This window comes from Streptomyces longwoodensis, from assembly GCF_001514125.1.
GTDB lineage: Bacteria > Actinomycetota > Actinomycetes > Streptomycetales > Streptomycetaceae > Streptomyces > Streptomyces longwoodensis.
This window is the reverse complement of sequence record NZ_KQ948567.1, coordinates 46,309-61,058: the sequence shown is the minus strand read 5'-3', so window position 1 is coordinate 61,058 and position 14,750 is coordinate 46,309. Positions and strand designations below refer to the sequence as shown.

Here is a 14,750-nt window from a genome sequence, read left to right as displayed (position 1 = left end):
TTCTGGAGGGGATGTGCGAGGTCTAGGGGTGGTGCTCGTGGGGTGGGGAGCGCGCGTGCGAGGTGGGTGCCGACTTCGGGAACGGGCTCGGCCGGGCCCCGGCGGACGTGTTGGGCTCGCGTCCGCCGGGGACCCGGCCCGTTCGGTCCGTGGTGGTCCGGCTCCCCGGTCAGCCCACGATCGGGCCGGCCGTGCCGGACAGGGCCTCCAGGTCGCTCTTGCGGACCCGGATGACGAACCAGGCGGTGGCCAGGCCCAGTACACCCATGGCGGCCGCCGGGATGAAGGCCGTCGAGATCCCGTGGGCGAGCACCTCGTGCCCCCACGGGGCGGGCAGCTGGTGCGTCTTGGCGAACTCCGCCTTCTGCTCGGGCGACCCGTCGGCCAGGAACCGCGGCAGCTGCTTCTCGGCCTCGTCCTTGCTGGCCGACCCGAAGACGGTGGTCAGGATGGACAGGCCGAGCGAACCGCCCACCTGCTGCATGGCGTTGAGCAGCCCGGAGGCCGCGCCCGCCTCGTGGGGAGCGACGCCCGCGACCGCCGTGACGGTGGCGGTCACGAAGTTCAGCCCCATGCCGAAGCCGAACACGAGCATCGGACCGAGCACGCCGCCGAGATAGGAGCTGTCGGGGTTGATGAACGTCTGCCAGGTCAGCCCGACGACCACGAGGGCGGTGCCGCTGAGCATGAACGGCTTGGGGCCGAGCACGGGCAGGAAGCGCTGCGACAGACCGGCGCCCACGGCGATCGCGAACGTCACGGGCAGGAACGCGACACCGGCCTTGATCGGGCTGTAGCCGAGCACGTTCTGCACGAACAGCACGATGTAGAAGAACATGCCGAACATGGCGGCGGCCAGGCTGAGCATGATCACGTATGTGCCGGAGCGGTTGCGGTCGGCGAACATCCTCAGCGGGGTGATCGGCTCCTTGGCCCGCGTCTCGATGAAGACGAAGGACAGCAGCAGGATCACGGCGGCCGCGAAGGAGCCCAGGGTAAGGTCGTCCCGCCAGCCTTCCTCGGCGGCGCGGATGAAGCCGTACACCAAGGAGGCCATGCCGAGTGTGGAGGTCAGCGCGCCCGCGATGTCGAAGCGTCCCGGGTGGCGTTCGGACTCGCTGATGTACAGCGGGGTCAGGAACGCGATCAGGACGCCGATGGGCACGTTGACGAACAGCACCCAGCGCCAGTCGAGCCATTCGGTGAGCATGCCGCCGGTGAGCAGACCGATGGCACCGCCGCCCGCCGACACGGCGGCGAAGACTCCGAAGGCCCGGTTCCGTTCCGGGCCCTCGGGGAACGTGGTGGTGATGAGCGCCAGGGAGGTGGGGGACGCGATCGCTCCTCCCACGCCCTGCAGGGCACGCGCGGCGAGCAACTGCCATGGTTCCTGGGCCACTCCGCCCAACAGCGAGGCGAAGGTGAACAGCAGGATGCCGGTCATGAACACCCGGCGTCGCCCGAGGATGTCGCCGGCCCGCGCGCCGAGCAGCAGCAGACCGCCGAAGGTGAGCGTGTAGGCGCTGACCACCCAGGTGAGGTCGGTGGTGCTGAACTCGAGCGCATCTTGAATGTGCGGGAGTGCGATGTTCACAATCGTCGCGTCGAGGACCACCATCAGTTGGCAGGCCGCGATGACGGTGAGCGCGATGCCGGGATGCCCCTGCCGGCGGGCCGCACCCGGTTTCTGTTCTTCGATCAACTGAGAGGTTGTCACTATGGGTCCCCCACGCAAGGCTTAGTGAACGCTTGCGTTCACTGTTGCGCCCACGGTAGTGAGTCCCCGCTAGAGAACGCAAGCGTTCACTGTCTTCGCCGTACGGCAGCGCCCGTCCCCCAACTGCCGTCCGACGCCCGCTGCTTCCCCGCACCACCCCGCTTCACCTGCACCTGGAGAGACTCGGATGGTTACTTCGCGCTGGACGGCCGCCCCCGTTCAGGCGGCCTCCCCCCGCCGGCGCGGCGCCGTGCTCCAACGCGCGATCCTCGACGCGGCGTTGGAGCAACTCGGCACCGTCGGCTGGAACGGCCTCACGATGGAGGGCGTCGCCGCCGGCGCCCAGACCGGCAAGGCCGCGGTCTACCGGCGCTGGCCGTCGAAGGAGGACCTGGTCGCCGACGCCCTCCAGGCCGCGCTGCCGCGCTTGGACGAGGCGCCCGACCTGGGCACCGTGCGCGAGGACCTGCTGGCGCTGTGCCGCACGGCGCGCGACGCGATGTTCTCGCGCCCCGGAGTCGCTCTCCGCGCAGTGATTCACGAATGCGATCCGGCGCAAGTGGAACGCTTCCAGGGGCTGATCTTCGAGGGCGTCGTGCGGCCCACCGTCGAGCTGCTCCATCAGGCCATCAGCCGTGGGATCGAGCGGGGGGAGGTGCGGCCCGACGCGACGAACGACTACGTCTTCGACGCCGTCCCGGCGATGATGATGTACCGCTCGAAGGTGCGCGGCTGCGAATGGGAGGACCGGGAGCTGGAGGAGATGGTCGACCAGCTGATGCTGCCGTTGCTGCGGCCGCACGCGGGCTGAGCCGGGGCGCTACGGGGGCCGCCGCTTCCAGCGGGGTGCCGCCCTTGGGCGGGTGGCGGAGCAGCGGCAGGACGACTGGCGGTCGGCCTCGTGCCGGGCGCGCGGAGCGCGTTCAGGCCGACTTCCGGGCGGGCGGATCCGCGGAGGGGAACCGGGGTGTCGCGCAGCGATCCCGGCGGCGTAGTCTGAGGGCGCCATGCCGTACGAACCACCCACTCACACCGTCGAGCGCTCCCTCCGCGCCACGACCGGAGCGAAGATCATTGCCGGTGTCGACGAGGTGGGGCGCGGTGCCTGGGCCGGACCCGTCACCGTGTGCGCCGCGGTCACCGGACTGCGCCGACCTCCCGCGGGCCTCACCGACTCCAAGCTCCTCACCGTGAAGCGCCGCACCGAACTCGCCGAGGAACTGCGGACGTGGGTGACGTCCTACGCCCTCGGACACGCCTCCCACGAGGAGATCGACGGCATGGGGATGACGGCCGCGCTGCGGCTCGCCGCCGTACGGGCCCTCGAGGGCCTGCCGGTCCGGCCCGACGCGGTCATCCTCGACGGCAAGCACGACTACCTCGGCACCCCCTGGCGCGTTCGCACGGTGATCAAGGGCGACCAGTCGTGCGTTGCTGTCGCGGCCGCCTCGGTGCTCGCCAAGGTCCAGCGCGACAAAATGATGGCCGAACTGGGCATCGACCATGCAGACTTCGGTTTCGCGGACAACGCCGGGTATCCGTCACCCGTGCACAAGGCCGCGCTGCAGGAGTTGGGCCCCACCCCGTACCACCGGTTGTCGTGGGCGTATCTTGATGCGCTGCCCCAGTGGCGGCACCTCAAGAAGGCCCGCACTTGGGCGGACGCAAGCGTTCCGGAGGTCGCGGGCCAACTCGGCTTCGACTTCTGACCCCGTCGTTCGCACTGCTGTGCCACCCGCTGGCGCGAACCGCACCAGTGTTTGATAAAAATCAGCTCATGCCTCTCATTCCCGAGGAGCCTCAGATTCACGAGAGTGCCCAGGGTCCCCGCGCCACGCCGGCCAGCGGCCGTACCGCGCCGACCCCCCGCCCCGTACCCGGCCCCCGTCCCGCGGCTCCGTCGCGCCCCGGCCGCCCCGGTCCTCCGCGGCCGACGGCTCCGGCGCAGCGCACGCCCCGCGACGTGGCCGCACCCAAGCCCGGGCCGCAGGCCCAGGCCGTTGCCACCCCCTCGACGGCTCCGCAGGTCCAGCTGATCCCGGCCTCGGCCGAAGGTGCGCTGGACGCCGCCGAGGAGGCCGTGGACCTCCTGCTGGATTCGGGCCGCGCTCCGGGTGACGTGCTGGTGGTCACCACCGGCGAGCAGCACCCGTGGGCCACCCACGAACTGTCCTTCGGTGAGGCGTCCTACTGGGCGCAGCACGACGCGCGGGACGACGTCTTCTACGCCGGTGCCGAGGCCGTGGGCCGGGCGTCCGAGCGTCCCGTCGTCGTGGTCGCCCTCAACGGAGGCCCCGCCTCCGCGGCCTCCACCGTCCTCCCCCTGGCCCACGCCCGGGCCGGCGCCCTGCTGATCGTCTGCGGAGACCCGCAGCAGATCAACGCGGTGCTGGGCACGGGAGTCTGAGCCGAGCCCCGAGGGCCGTACAGGTGCCTCCGGCGTCACGGCCGGAGGGGCGCCGGTGCCGGCTGACGTCTGCGCGACGGCGCCGTCGCGTACCGGTGCGTGCGCGGGCTCGGCATGCTCTGGCGTCCGGCCGAGCCGTCGCCACCGTCAGCGGCCGGTACGGACGTCCGACGCTCGTCGTGGGGGCGTTCTGGTGACCGTCTTCGCCGGAACGTCCTGGAGCACTGGCCGAGAGGCTGGGATGCACGTGGCTGCTACCCACTGCATGCCGCATGCGGTGCATCAGGTGGTCCGGGGCCTTGCGCGTCGGCCGGAAGCCGCCGGTGTCCCGTACCGGCCCGGCCGACCGGTGTCGCTCAGCGTGCGGCGGCGCGTCGCAGGACGTCGGACGCGGCGCCGCCGGTGCGGGGCAGCGGCGGCACCTCGGACAGGGCGAACGGCTCCGGAGCCGAGCCGAGGCTGGGCCGGCGGCCGCCCCGCCCCTCGCCGAGCACCTGCCAGCCGTCGTCGGTCAGGGTGATGTACGCCCCGCAGCGCAACCCGTGCAGCGTGCACGCGTCACGCAGCCCCCACATCCACGCTCCGTCCTCCTCCGTCCAGCGCGCGTCGCCCTCGCGGCAGTAGAGCAGCACGGCCGTGCGCACCGGTGTACGGCGGCGCAGGTCGTGCGGAATGATCCGGCGCAGCTGGGCGAGGAGGGCGTTGCGGAACATCCACCCGTCGGCGGGAGCCGAACGGCGGATGAACGAGGCGCTGGCCGCCAGTCGCTCGTCCGGGTCGAGCACGGCCACGATCGCGGTGGCCGGCCCGGGCCGGTGCCGCGCGTGCAGCCCGCTCACGACCTCGCGGGGGTTGCGCAGCAGCGGTATGCCGGCTGCGGCCCATTCCGCGGGTTCGAGCAAGCGGTTGGCGGAAGCGTCGGACGCGGACAACGATGCCGCCGAGGACGGAGCGAATCCGAAGGTCACGGTCCTCCCTTCGGCTACGGCCCACACAGCGGGCGGGTCGGATTCGGGGGAGCGCGCACCGCAACAGACCCCTACCGGGGCCACGGCCGAGCCGTGCGGGGAGCGGAACTCAATTCTTCCTGTCGAACTGGGATGCGGCAACGAGCAATTGGGGCCACCGACGGTTATGCGGCGATGCGTGGCTTATATCACTACCCAGGACGGGCGCACGTGACGCCTGTTCCACCCGCACACGACCGGTTCGAGCGCACCCCGTCACGGGTGATCCACAGGGACGGACGACCCGTGGGAGGCCGGACCCGTCCGAAGGGCGGATTGGCAGCTGACCCCGGGTATCGGGTTGCATGGAGGCATGGACATCCAGGAGCTCCGCGCCGAAGCCGATGCCGTCCTCGCCGAGCTGGTCGGGGCTCCGGGAGATACCGCGCGGCTACGGGAGGACCAGTGGCAGGCGGTCGCGGCGCTGGTGCGGGAGCGGCGGCGGGCACTGGTGGTGCAGCGCACCGGCTGGGGCAAGTCCGCCGTGTACTTCGTGGCCACGGCCCTGCTGCGCCGCAGGGGAGCGGGTCCCACGGTGATCGTGTCGCCGCTGCTGGCGCTCATGCGCAACCAGGTCGAGGCGGCCGCGCGCGCCGGTATCCGGGCGCGCACCATCAACTCGGCCAACCCCGAGGAGTGGGACACCATCCACGAGGAGGTCGAACGCGGCGAGACCGACGTACTCCTCGTCAGCCCGGAACGCCTCAACTCCGTCGACTTCCGCGACCAGATGCTGCCCAAGCTCGCAGCCACGACCGGCCTGCTGGTGGTCGACGAGGCCCACTGCATCTCCGACTGGGGCCACGACTTCCGCCCGGACTACCGACGGCTGCGCGCGATGCTCGCCGACCTCGCCCCCGGCGTGCCCGTCCTGGCCACCACCGCGACGGCCAACGCGCGGGTCACGGCGGACGTGGCCGAACAGTTGGGTACCGGCGCCGGTGAGGCACTGGTGTTGCGCGGCTCCCTGGAGCGGGAGAGCCTGCGGCTCGGCGTGGTGCGCCTGCCGGACGCCGCGCACCGCCTGGCCTGGCTGGCCGAGCACCTGGACGAGCTGCCGGGCTCGGGGATCGTGTACACGCTGACCGTGGCCGCCGCCGAGGAGGCCACCGCCTTCCTGCGGCAGCGTGGCTTCCGGGTCGCCTCGTACACCGGGCGCACGGAGAACGCCGACCGCCAGCAGGCCGAGACCGACCTGCTGGAGAACCGCGTCAAGGCGCTCGTCGCGACCTCGGCGCTCGGCATGGGCTTCGACAAGCCCGACCTGGGCTTCGTGGTGCACCTCGGCTCACCGTCCTCGCCGATCGCCTACTACCAGCAGGTAGGACGAGCGGGCCGCGGCGTGGAGCACGCCGAGGTGCTGCTGCTGCCGGGCAAGGAGGACGAGGCGATCTGGCGGTACTTCGCCGACACCGCCTTCCCGCCCGAGGCCCAGGTGCGCCAGACCCTCGCGGCCCTTGCCGACGCCGGACGCCCGCTGTCCGTACCGGCCCTGGAGGCCCTGGTCGACCTGCGACGTACCCGGCTGGAGACCATGCTGAAGGTGCTCGACGTGGACGGCGCGGTCAAGCGGGTCAAGGGCGGCTGGAACTCCACCGGTGAGCCGTGGGTGTACGACGCCGAGCGCTACGAGCGGGTGGCACGGCAGCGCGCGGCCGAGCAGCAGGCGATGCGTGACTACGTGACAACGTCCCAGTGCCGGATGGAGTTCCTGCGCCGGCAACTGGACGACGACGGCGCCAAGCCCTGCGGCCGCTGCGACAACTGTGCCGGAGCGTGGATCGACGCCTCCGTCTCCGAGGAAGCACTGACCGGAGCGGCGAAGGAACTGGACCGCCCGGGCGTGGAGATCGAGCCGCGCCGGATGTGGCCCACGGGAATGCCTGCCCTGGGCATCGACCTCAAGGGCCGCATCCCGGGCGGCGAGCAGAGCTCCACCGGGCGCGCCCTGGGCCGGCTCTCCGACATCGGCTGGGGCAACCGTCTGCGCCCCCTGCTGTCCGAGAACGCGCCCGACGGCCCCGTGCCCGACGACGTGCTGAGGGCCGCGGTCGCCGTCCTGGCCGACTGGGCGCGCTCGCCCGGCGGATGGGCCACCCAGGCTCCGGATGCGATGGCCAGGCCGGTGGGTGTCGTCGCGGTCCCGTCCCTGAGCCGTCCGCAGCTGGTGGGTTCCCTGGCGCAGGGCATCGCGAGCGTGGGCCGCCTCCCGTTCCTCGGCACCATGGCGTACACCGGGCCCGACGGCGCCCACGCGGCCCGCCGCAGCAACTCCGCGCAACGTCTGCGGGCACTGTCCGGCGCCTTCGCCGTGCCGCAGGAGCTGGCCGAGGCGATCGCCGCCGCTCCCGGACCCGTCCTGCTCGTGGACGACTACACCGACTCGGGGTGGACGTTGGCCGTCGCGGCGCGGTTGTTGCGCCGGGCGGGGGGCGAGCAGGTGCTGCCGTTGGTGTTGGCTGCGGCGGGCTGAGGGGGAGGAGCTGGGAGGGATATGGGAGAGGCTGGGAGGCAAGTGAGGCGGCTGGCAGGGGCGGTGTGACCATCGGCCGACAGGGCCAGTGTGACCATCTGAAATGCCCTGACCTGCGGGAACTGTCCGTCGTGACGTGTCCCTGCTATGACTTGTCCACAGGTTCGCAGCGGATCTCGCGATCCGCGAGATCGTCGGCGCATGACGAACCACGACGAAATGACCGGCTCCTTCGACAACGACGACGTGGCGTACGAAGGCCGACCCCCGTACGCGCCCCACGGCCCGACCCCCTTCGACGGCGACCTCGGCACCCATCAGGTCACCCTGCGCTCACCCGCCGAACTGGCCGACGCCCTGCCGTACCTCCTCGGATACCGGCCCGAGGACAGCATCATCCTGGTCAGCCTCCACGACAGGGGCGGCCGCGGGCGGTTCGGTGGCCGGGCCCGCCTCGGCATCCCCACCCATTCCGACGACTGGGCCGCGGTGGCGCAGCAACTGGCCCACGGGCTGGTGACGGGCGGCGAACGCCGAGGAGCGCGCCCCGAGCAGATCGTCGCCTACCTCTGCCAGGAACCCGCCAAGGGCGAGACCGGCCGGAGCGTCATGGAGCGGCTCCAGCCACTGGCGCACCAGTTGCGCGTGGCCTGCGGTCGTCTCGACGTGCCGGTGATCGAGGCGCTGTGCATTTCCGACGGCCGCTTCTGGTCCTACTGCTGCGGCGGGCAGGGCTGTTGCCCCGACGAGGGGGAGCCCATGGGCCTGCCCGGCACTTCGGTCCTGGCCGCAGCCGCCGCCTACGCCGGGATCCAGGTGCGCGGTACCTTGCGCGAGCTCAGGGCCAGGCTGATGCCGCTCGAGACCGCCGTAGCCGTCGAACAGGAGGTCGCACTCGACACCGCGGGCATGTCCCTCGTCCCCCGGATCTTCGACGAGAACGGCCGGGCCGAGGTGGCCGACGAGACGATCGAGCTGGCCGAACGACTCATGCACCGCCTCGCCGCTACGGCACCCGTCCCCGACTCCGCCGCAGCGGACCGGCGTGACGACGACCTGCTCCGTGCCGACGAAGCCGCGGCCCTCATCCTCGGCCTCCAGGACCGCACCACGCGCGACCGGGCGGCCGAGTGGATGGAGGGCGACGAAGCGGGGCCCGCCCTCCGTCTGTGGCGCGCACTGGCCCGTCGCTGCGTCGGCCCCTACGCGGAACACGCCGCGGCGCTGCTCACGCTCGCCGGCTGGGTCGCCTGGTCCACCGGCGACGAACTCGAAGCCAGGGAAGCCCTGGCCATGGCCCTCGGAGCGGACCCCGACTACCTCTTCGCCCGTCTCCTGCACCAGGCCTGCAACGAAGGCCTGGACCCCGAGTCGGTCCGCCGCTGCCTGCGCGCCGAGCGTGTGGAGCGTGCCGAGCGTGCCGAGCGCGCGGAATGTGCCGAGCGCGCCGAGCGTGCTGAGCGCGGCGGCCGTGCCGAACGCGAGGAGCCTGTCAGCCCTCCGGACCCGGCAACCCCTGCACCGATGAGCCCCTCCCCGCACGTACCGGAACAACGGCGTCGCCGCCGAACCCGCTCCGGCACCTCACCCCTCGCCGCGAGCGGCGAAGGGCATGTGCCGAGCCCATCAGCCCGACGCCCGCGCACCTCAGCGGCGGACGGCAGCCGGCCCCTCACCGCAGGCCGGGGCAACACCGGCCCTCGAACGGCAGGGAAGCCGACGACACCACGCCGACGCGCGGACCGCGTGGACGCGCAGGAAGCGAACGTCCTGCGTACGGACGGAGGCACCCCAGAAAGCGAACCCGCCGCTGGCGACGACGTCATGTAGAGGGGGCAGCGGGACGACACTCCGCCGTCCACCAGGCCGCATGCCGCCGTTCGGTGGGCTCGCCCGCTGCCGGGCGTGACCTGGGGGAGACCCGCCCCGTTCACCTGAGTGGCGGAGTGCCCGTGCGGGGCGTCCCGCCACCCGCCCGTCATCCCAGCCGGAATGCCTGCCTGCCGTCGAACACGCCGGACCCCACACAGAGCGGAAGCAACCAGCGCATGCATCAGCCGACGCCCCCCTCTGCCGACACCTGCCGCACCGCTGAACAGCCCGTGCCGGCCCTCCGACCCGACGCCGGTGTGCCCCCTCCCGCGCCGACACCCAGAACACCCCCACCCCCGACACCCCTCCCGGCCTCCACACCGTCCACGCCCCGCAGGCCGAGGGACCTGCCCCCCGCCCACGACGCCTTGATCTGCGTCGCCCTGCCCGGACTGGCCCTCTCCACAGCGGACGGACAACTCGCCGGTCGCGGTCTGGAAGGTTTCTACCGGGCCGGCCGACGCCTGCTCTCCCGCTGCCACCTGCGCGTCGCGGGACGGGAGCCGCTCCCCGTCCAGGCCCGGATGGTCTCCGCCGACCGAGCCCGCTTCACCGGCGCCCTGCGCGCAGCTCCGCACGGCGGCCCCGACCCGGACGTCGTCGTCGAGCGGACCCGTTCGGCGGACGGCACGGAAACGATCACAGTGCGCAGCGCGGCGGCACACCCCTTGCGTGTGCCGGTCGAGATCACCCTGGGGACGGATCTCGCCGACCTGAGCGCGATCGCCTCGGGCACCGCGGGCCGCGACCTGCCCGCCGGCGTCCGCGCTTCCGGCCTGCGCTGGACCTGTCCGACCGCATCGGTGTCCGTGACCGCCGACCCTCCGCCCTCCGACGCCCTCGCCTCCGCCGGCATGCTGCGCTGGGAGTTCGACCTGTCCCCGGGCGGCAGCGCCGAAGTGGAGCTGAGGGTGCGCCTGGACGGGAGCGGCCCCGTCCGTCCTGCCGGTCGTGCGACGACGAACCCCCTGGCGCCCGCACACGCCAGCGGTGACGACCGTCGCGTCCAGGCGCTGCTGCGGGCCAGTGTCGAAGACCTGCAAGCCCTGCTGGTACGCGACCCCGTGCGGCCCGCCGACATGCACCTCGCGGCCGGTGCACCGTGGCGGTGCGGCCTGGCCCCGGCCGAGGCGCTGGCCGCGGCTCGCATGACCCTTCCGCTCGGCACCCGCCTCGCCGTCGGCACCCTGCGCACCCTCGCGCGCACCCAACTCGCCGGCCCGGGACCGCAGTGCGGCATGATCCCCGGCCCACGCCGGGACGCCGGCCCCCACCTGCCGCCCGGCTGCACGGCGACGGAAGCCACCCTCCTCTTCCCCGTCCTCCTCGCCGAGGCGCGTCGCTGGGGACTTCCCGAAGCCGAGACAGACGAACTGCTGCCGGCTGCCGAGCGCTGCCTGACCTGGCTGAGACAAGCCGTCGGCAACGGCACCTACCTGCCCGACCCACAGCCCGGCGGACCCGTGCGCTGCGAGACCCAGGCGCACGCCCACCGAGCCGCCCTCCTCGGCGCCGACCTCCTCGACGCCTGCTCGAGACCGGACGGCACCGGACTACGACAGTGGGCGGAGACCCTCGGCAGCGCGTTCCGTCAGGACTTCTGGATCGACGCCCCAGGCGGCGGGCGTCCCGCCGTCGCGCGCCTCCCGGACGGACGGCATCTGCCCCATTTCGGCGCGGGCGTGGCCCACCTGCTCGACACCGGTCTCCTCGGCAGCGGACACCTGGCACCCGGCCTCCTGGACAAGACACAGACGGAACAGCTCGCCCGGCTTCTGGAGGGCCCGTCGATGGACTCCGGCTGGGGACTGCGCTCCCTGAGCACCAAGGAACCCGGATACAACCCGTTCGGCCACCGCAGCGGAGCCGTCCGCGTCCACGAGACAGCACTCGCCGTGGCGGGGCTGATGTCGGCCGGCTACGAGAAGCAGGCGTCCGCCCTGCTCGACGGCCTCCTCGCCACCGCCGAGGCCTTCGGCCACCGCCTGCCGGAGATGTACGCGGGGGAGCAGCGCACCGACGGCGGTGCCCCGCTGCCCCACCCTGCCGCCTGCCGCCCCACCTCCACCGCGGCAGCCGCTGGAATCCTGCTGCTGACCACCCTCGCCGGCATCCGCCCCGACGCCCCCGCCGGCACCGTCACCCTGCGCCCCGTACGCAGCGCACCCCTCGGCGAGATCGTCCTGACCGGTCTCCGCGTCGCGGGCGCACCCTTCTCCGTCCGGGTCAGCCGACTCGGACTCGCGATGGTCGAGGAGGCGGCCGAGGGGCTGCAACTGGGCTCCTGACCTCGTATGACAGTCGAACGTACGACAGCGGGCACACCCTGGACCAGGCCGTGCCGACCGACACGATGCGTTGTGGATCAGCCATCGACGGGACCGACGAAGGGAGTGTTTATCGTCAGGAAGACGACTATGATCGCGGCATGTCCTACGACCCGTCAGCCTTTCCGCCCTTCGCTGTCACCGTGGACCTGGTCGTGCTGACCGTACGCCGCCACGCCCTGTGTGCGTTGGCGGTCCGCAGGGGCGAGGCGCCGTTCCAGGGGCGCTGGGCCCTCCCTGGTGGCTTCGTACGGCCCGACGAGGACCTGTCCCAGGCGGCGGCGCGCGAACTGGCCGAGGAAACCGGGCTGCAGGCCCACGACCCCTCGGTCCCGGTCCAGGACAACGGCGCCCACCTCGAACAGCTCGCGACCTACGGGGACCCCAAGCGCGACCCCCGCATGCGGGTGGTCAGCGTCGCCCACCTGGCGCTCGCCCCCGACCTGCCCGCACCCCGCGCCGGCGGCGACGCGAGCAACGCCCGCTGGGCGCCGGTCGAGGAACTCCTCCAGCAGGGCGGCTACGGCCGTGAGGGCGAGCCCGTGGCGCCCCTCGCCTTCGACCACGCCCAGATCCTCGCGGACGGCGTGGAACGCGCCCGGTCCAAGATCGAGTACTCGTCCCTGGCCACGGCGTTCTGCCCGCCCGAGTTCACCGTCGGCGAGCTGCGGCGGGTCTACGAAGCGGTCTGGGGCGTGGCGCTCGATCCGCGCAACTTCCACCGCAAGGTGACGGGCACCCCCGGCTTCCTGGTCCCGACCGGCGGCACCACCACCCGCCAGGGCGGACGCCCCGCCCAGCTCTTCCGCGCCGGCGGGGCCACCCTCCTCAACCCGCCGATGCTGCGGCCGGAAGTCTGACAGCGGAGCGACCGCGCCGTTCCCCGTGTACGGCGCTCGCGCTTGAGCGGTGGAGACCCCGTTGCCGACCCGGCAGATCGACCCATCGCTAGGTTCCCGACAAAACGGGCATAGGGCGCTATCTTGCTACGGGTGATCCAGGCCTTCGGACTGACCAGCGTCCCCCGCAAGGACCTTCCGCCCGCCGTCGACGACGTCTCGTTCGAGGCGCGCGCGGGCCATGTCACCGCGCTCCTCGGACCCCAGGGCGCGGGCAAGACCACGGTCCTCAGACTCATGCTCGAACTCCAACAAGGCCGGGGTATCACCCACTTCACGGGGCGCCCGCTGCACCACATCGCCCACCCCTCGCGCGAAGTCGGCGTCCTGCTGGGCGACGTGCCCGGCCACCCCGGCCGCACGGTGCGCGGCCACCTCCGCATGCTGTGCGCAGCGGCCGGAGTGTCCGTACGGCGAGCCGACGAAGTCCTCGAAGTCGTAGGCCTCGCCAGCCTGCGCGAGGAACGCCTCGGCACCCTCTCACGCGGAGTGGACCGCAGACTCGGCCTGGCCTGCGCCCTCCTCCCCGGCCCGCACACCCTCGTGCTCGACGCCCCCGGCGACGGACTCTCCGTCCAAGAGGCCCGCTGGCTGTACGACATGCTGAAGGCCCACGCCGCCCAAGGCGGCACGGTCCTGCTCACGATGGACGACCCCAAAGAGGCCGCACGCACCGCCGACCACGTCGTCACCCTGGACCAGGGCCGGATCGTCGCCGACCAGGACGTCCAAGACTTCGCCCGCACCCGCCTGCGGCCCCGGGTCGCCGTCCGCACCCCCCACGCCGCTCGCCTCGCCGCCGTCCTCACCAAAGAGGCCCGCGCGGCACAGCGCTCCGTCCAGGTCGTGCAGGACGGCGGCAACCGGCTCTCCGTGTACGGCAGTAGCTGCGCCCATGTCGGCGAGACGGCGTTCCGGCACGGCGTACTGGTCCACCAACTCGCGGACGAGGTCGGTGACCTGGGGCCCGGCACGACGGACGTCGAGCTTGCTGTCCCGGTCGGCGCGGCGGCGATCGAAGGTGAACGGGCGCCGATCGGAAGTGTTGCAAGCGCCGACCGCCTTTCACCGGTGGACGGAACCGGCGGTGATCAGCCTGCCGCCGAAGAGCACCGCGAAGTCTCCCTCCCGGTAGCTTCCCCCTCCTCCCCCCTCCCTCCGCCCCACCCCACCCCGCACCCCGGAGGAGCCACCACCCGGCCCTCGCCCGCCCCCCTCCCCGACCTCCCACCCCCCATCTCCGTCCGTCCCGCTCCCAGCCCCCTCCGCCCCCTGCGCTACGAACTGCGTCGCGCCGCCGGTATCAGCACCGGGTTCCTCACCGCAGGTGCCGTGCTGGCGACCTCCGCCGTCATGGCGCTGCTCCTCGCCCGCATCGGTCACACGCCGCAGGAGCGGTTGCTGGCCGCGTGGCCGGCCGAGCTGCCGTTGCCGCCGGCCGCGCTGGGTGCGGGGCTGTTGGGGGCGCTGGCGTTCGGGGACGAGTTCCGCCACCCCGCGCTGGCGGCCGACCGTGGCACCGTGCCCCGGAGGCTGGGGCTGCTGAGTGCGAAGCTCCTCGTCGCCGCGGCCACCGCGTTGATGCTGGCGTTCGTGACGGTGGGGTGTGACGCCGAGGCGTTGTACCTCGTCTACGGACGGGAGTTCGTGAAGGTTCCCGGGGAGTGGCTGTCGATGGGGGCGAGTTGGATCGGGCTGGTGGTGGGGTGCGCCTGGGCGGGGGTGCTGGCGGCGGGGGTGTTCCGGTCCACCACGGCGGGGCTGGCGGCGGTGCTGGCCGTGCCGGTGGTGGTCGTACCGGTCGTGCACAAGGCCTGGGACGGGGCGTCCGTGCGGAGTGCCGCCGGGCTGCCGATGCGCATGCGCCAGGTCTTCCTGTACCAGTGGCCCTTCGGTGGTGAGCGTTATCTGTCCGCGGTGGCCAGGGTGATCGCCCAACCTGTCGGAGGGGCGCTGACGTTGTCGCTGACGGTTCTCCTGTGCGCGTATGTGCTCACCACACTGCGGAGTCGGGTGCGATGACGACCGTCGTCGACCGTTCGTGCCCC

At 72.6% G+C, this 14,750-nt stretch carries 10 protein-coding genes; 8 read left to right on the top strand and 2 right to left on the bottom strand.

The annotated features are described in order from the left end of the window. Positions 1 to 169 precede the first annotated feature (169 nt). On the bottom strand, positions 170 to 1,717 hold the full coding sequence (locus AQJ30_RS34940; RefSeq protein WP_079084513.1) for an MFS transporter: 1,548 nt from the start codon (positions 1,715 to 1,717) through the stop codon (positions 170 to 172). Between the two features lie 187 nt (positions 1,718 to 1,904). On the opposite strand from AQJ30_RS34940, the gene AQJ30_RS34935 reads away from it, so the two are divergent. The 3 genes from AQJ30_RS34935 (at position 1,905) to AQJ30_RS34925 (ending at position 4,124) form a co-directional block, all read left to right on the top strand. Continuing rightward, complete coding sequence (locus tag AQJ30_RS34935; protein ID WP_067241894.1) at positions 1,905 to 2,528, top strand: TetR/AcrR family transcriptional regulator; 624 nt, start codon at positions 1,905 to 1,907, stop codon at positions 2,526 to 2,528. 196 nt (positions 2,529 to 2,724) lie between these two features. Beyond that, complete coding sequence (locus tag AQJ30_RS34930) at positions 2,725 to 3,426, top strand: ribonuclease HII (RefSeq protein ID WP_067241892.1); 702 nt, start codon at positions 2,725 to 2,727, stop codon at positions 3,424 to 3,426. A gap of 68 nt (positions 3,427 to 3,494) precedes the next feature. After that, the gene (locus AQJ30_RS34925) at positions 3,495 to 4,124 is read left to right on the top strand and encodes a hypothetical protein (protein ID WP_079084512.1); all 630 of its coding nucleotides are present in this window, start codon (positions 3,495 to 3,497) and stop codon (positions 4,122 to 4,124) included. Positions 4,125 to 4,480: 356 nt separating this feature from the next. On the opposite strand, the gene AQJ30_RS34920 is transcribed toward AQJ30_RS34925, so the two are convergent. Then, on the bottom strand, positions 4,481 to 5,092 hold the full coding sequence (locus AQJ30_RS34920) for a hypothetical protein (protein ID WP_067241888.1): 612 nt from the start codon (positions 5,090 to 5,092) through the stop codon (positions 4,481 to 4,483). A 352-nt stretch (positions 5,093 to 5,444) separates the two neighbouring features. Here AQJ30_RS34920 and AQJ30_RS34915 point away from each other — a divergent pair, with 352 nt between their 5' ends. The 5 genes from AQJ30_RS34915 to AQJ30_RS34895 all read left to right on the top strand — a co-directional run bounded on the left by AQJ30_RS34915 (position 5,445) and on the right by AQJ30_RS34895 (position 14,724). Next, entirely contained in the window at positions 5,445 to 7,604 is a 2,160-nt protein-coding gene (locus tag AQJ30_RS34915; RefSeq protein ID WP_067241886.1) for a RecQ family ATP-dependent DNA helicase, read from the top strand. Positions 7,605 to 7,805: 201 nt separating this feature from the next. Further along, the gene (locus AQJ30_RS34910; RefSeq protein WP_079084511.1) at positions 7,806 to 9,434 is read left to right on the top strand and encodes a DUF4192 domain-containing protein; all 1,629 of its coding nucleotides are present in this window, start codon (positions 7,806 to 7,808) and stop codon (positions 9,432 to 9,434) included. 413 nt (positions 9,435 to 9,847) lie between these two features. Beyond that, positions 9,848 to 11,764, top strand: a complete 1,917-nt coding sequence (locus tag AQJ30_RS34905; RefSeq protein ID WP_067241983.1) for a glycogen debranching N-terminal domain-containing protein — start codon at positions 9,848 to 9,850, stop codon at positions 11,762 to 11,764. Between the two features lie 140 nt (positions 11,765 to 11,904). Beyond that, positions 11,905 to 12,663 carry an NUDIX hydrolase gene (locus AQJ30_RS34900; protein ID WP_067241884.1) on the top strand — a complete coding sequence of 253 codons (759 nt, stop codon included), beginning with the start codon at positions 11,905 to 11,907 and terminating at the stop codon, positions 12,661 to 12,663. Between the two features lie 132 nt (positions 12,664 to 12,795). After that, positions 12,796 to 14,724, top strand: coding sequence for an ABC transporter ATP-binding protein (locus tag AQJ30_RS34895; RefSeq protein WP_067241882.1), 1,929 nt, complete (start codon positions 12,796 to 12,798; stop codon positions 14,722 to 14,724). The last annotated feature ends 26 nt before the right edge of the window (positions 14,725 to 14,750 follow it).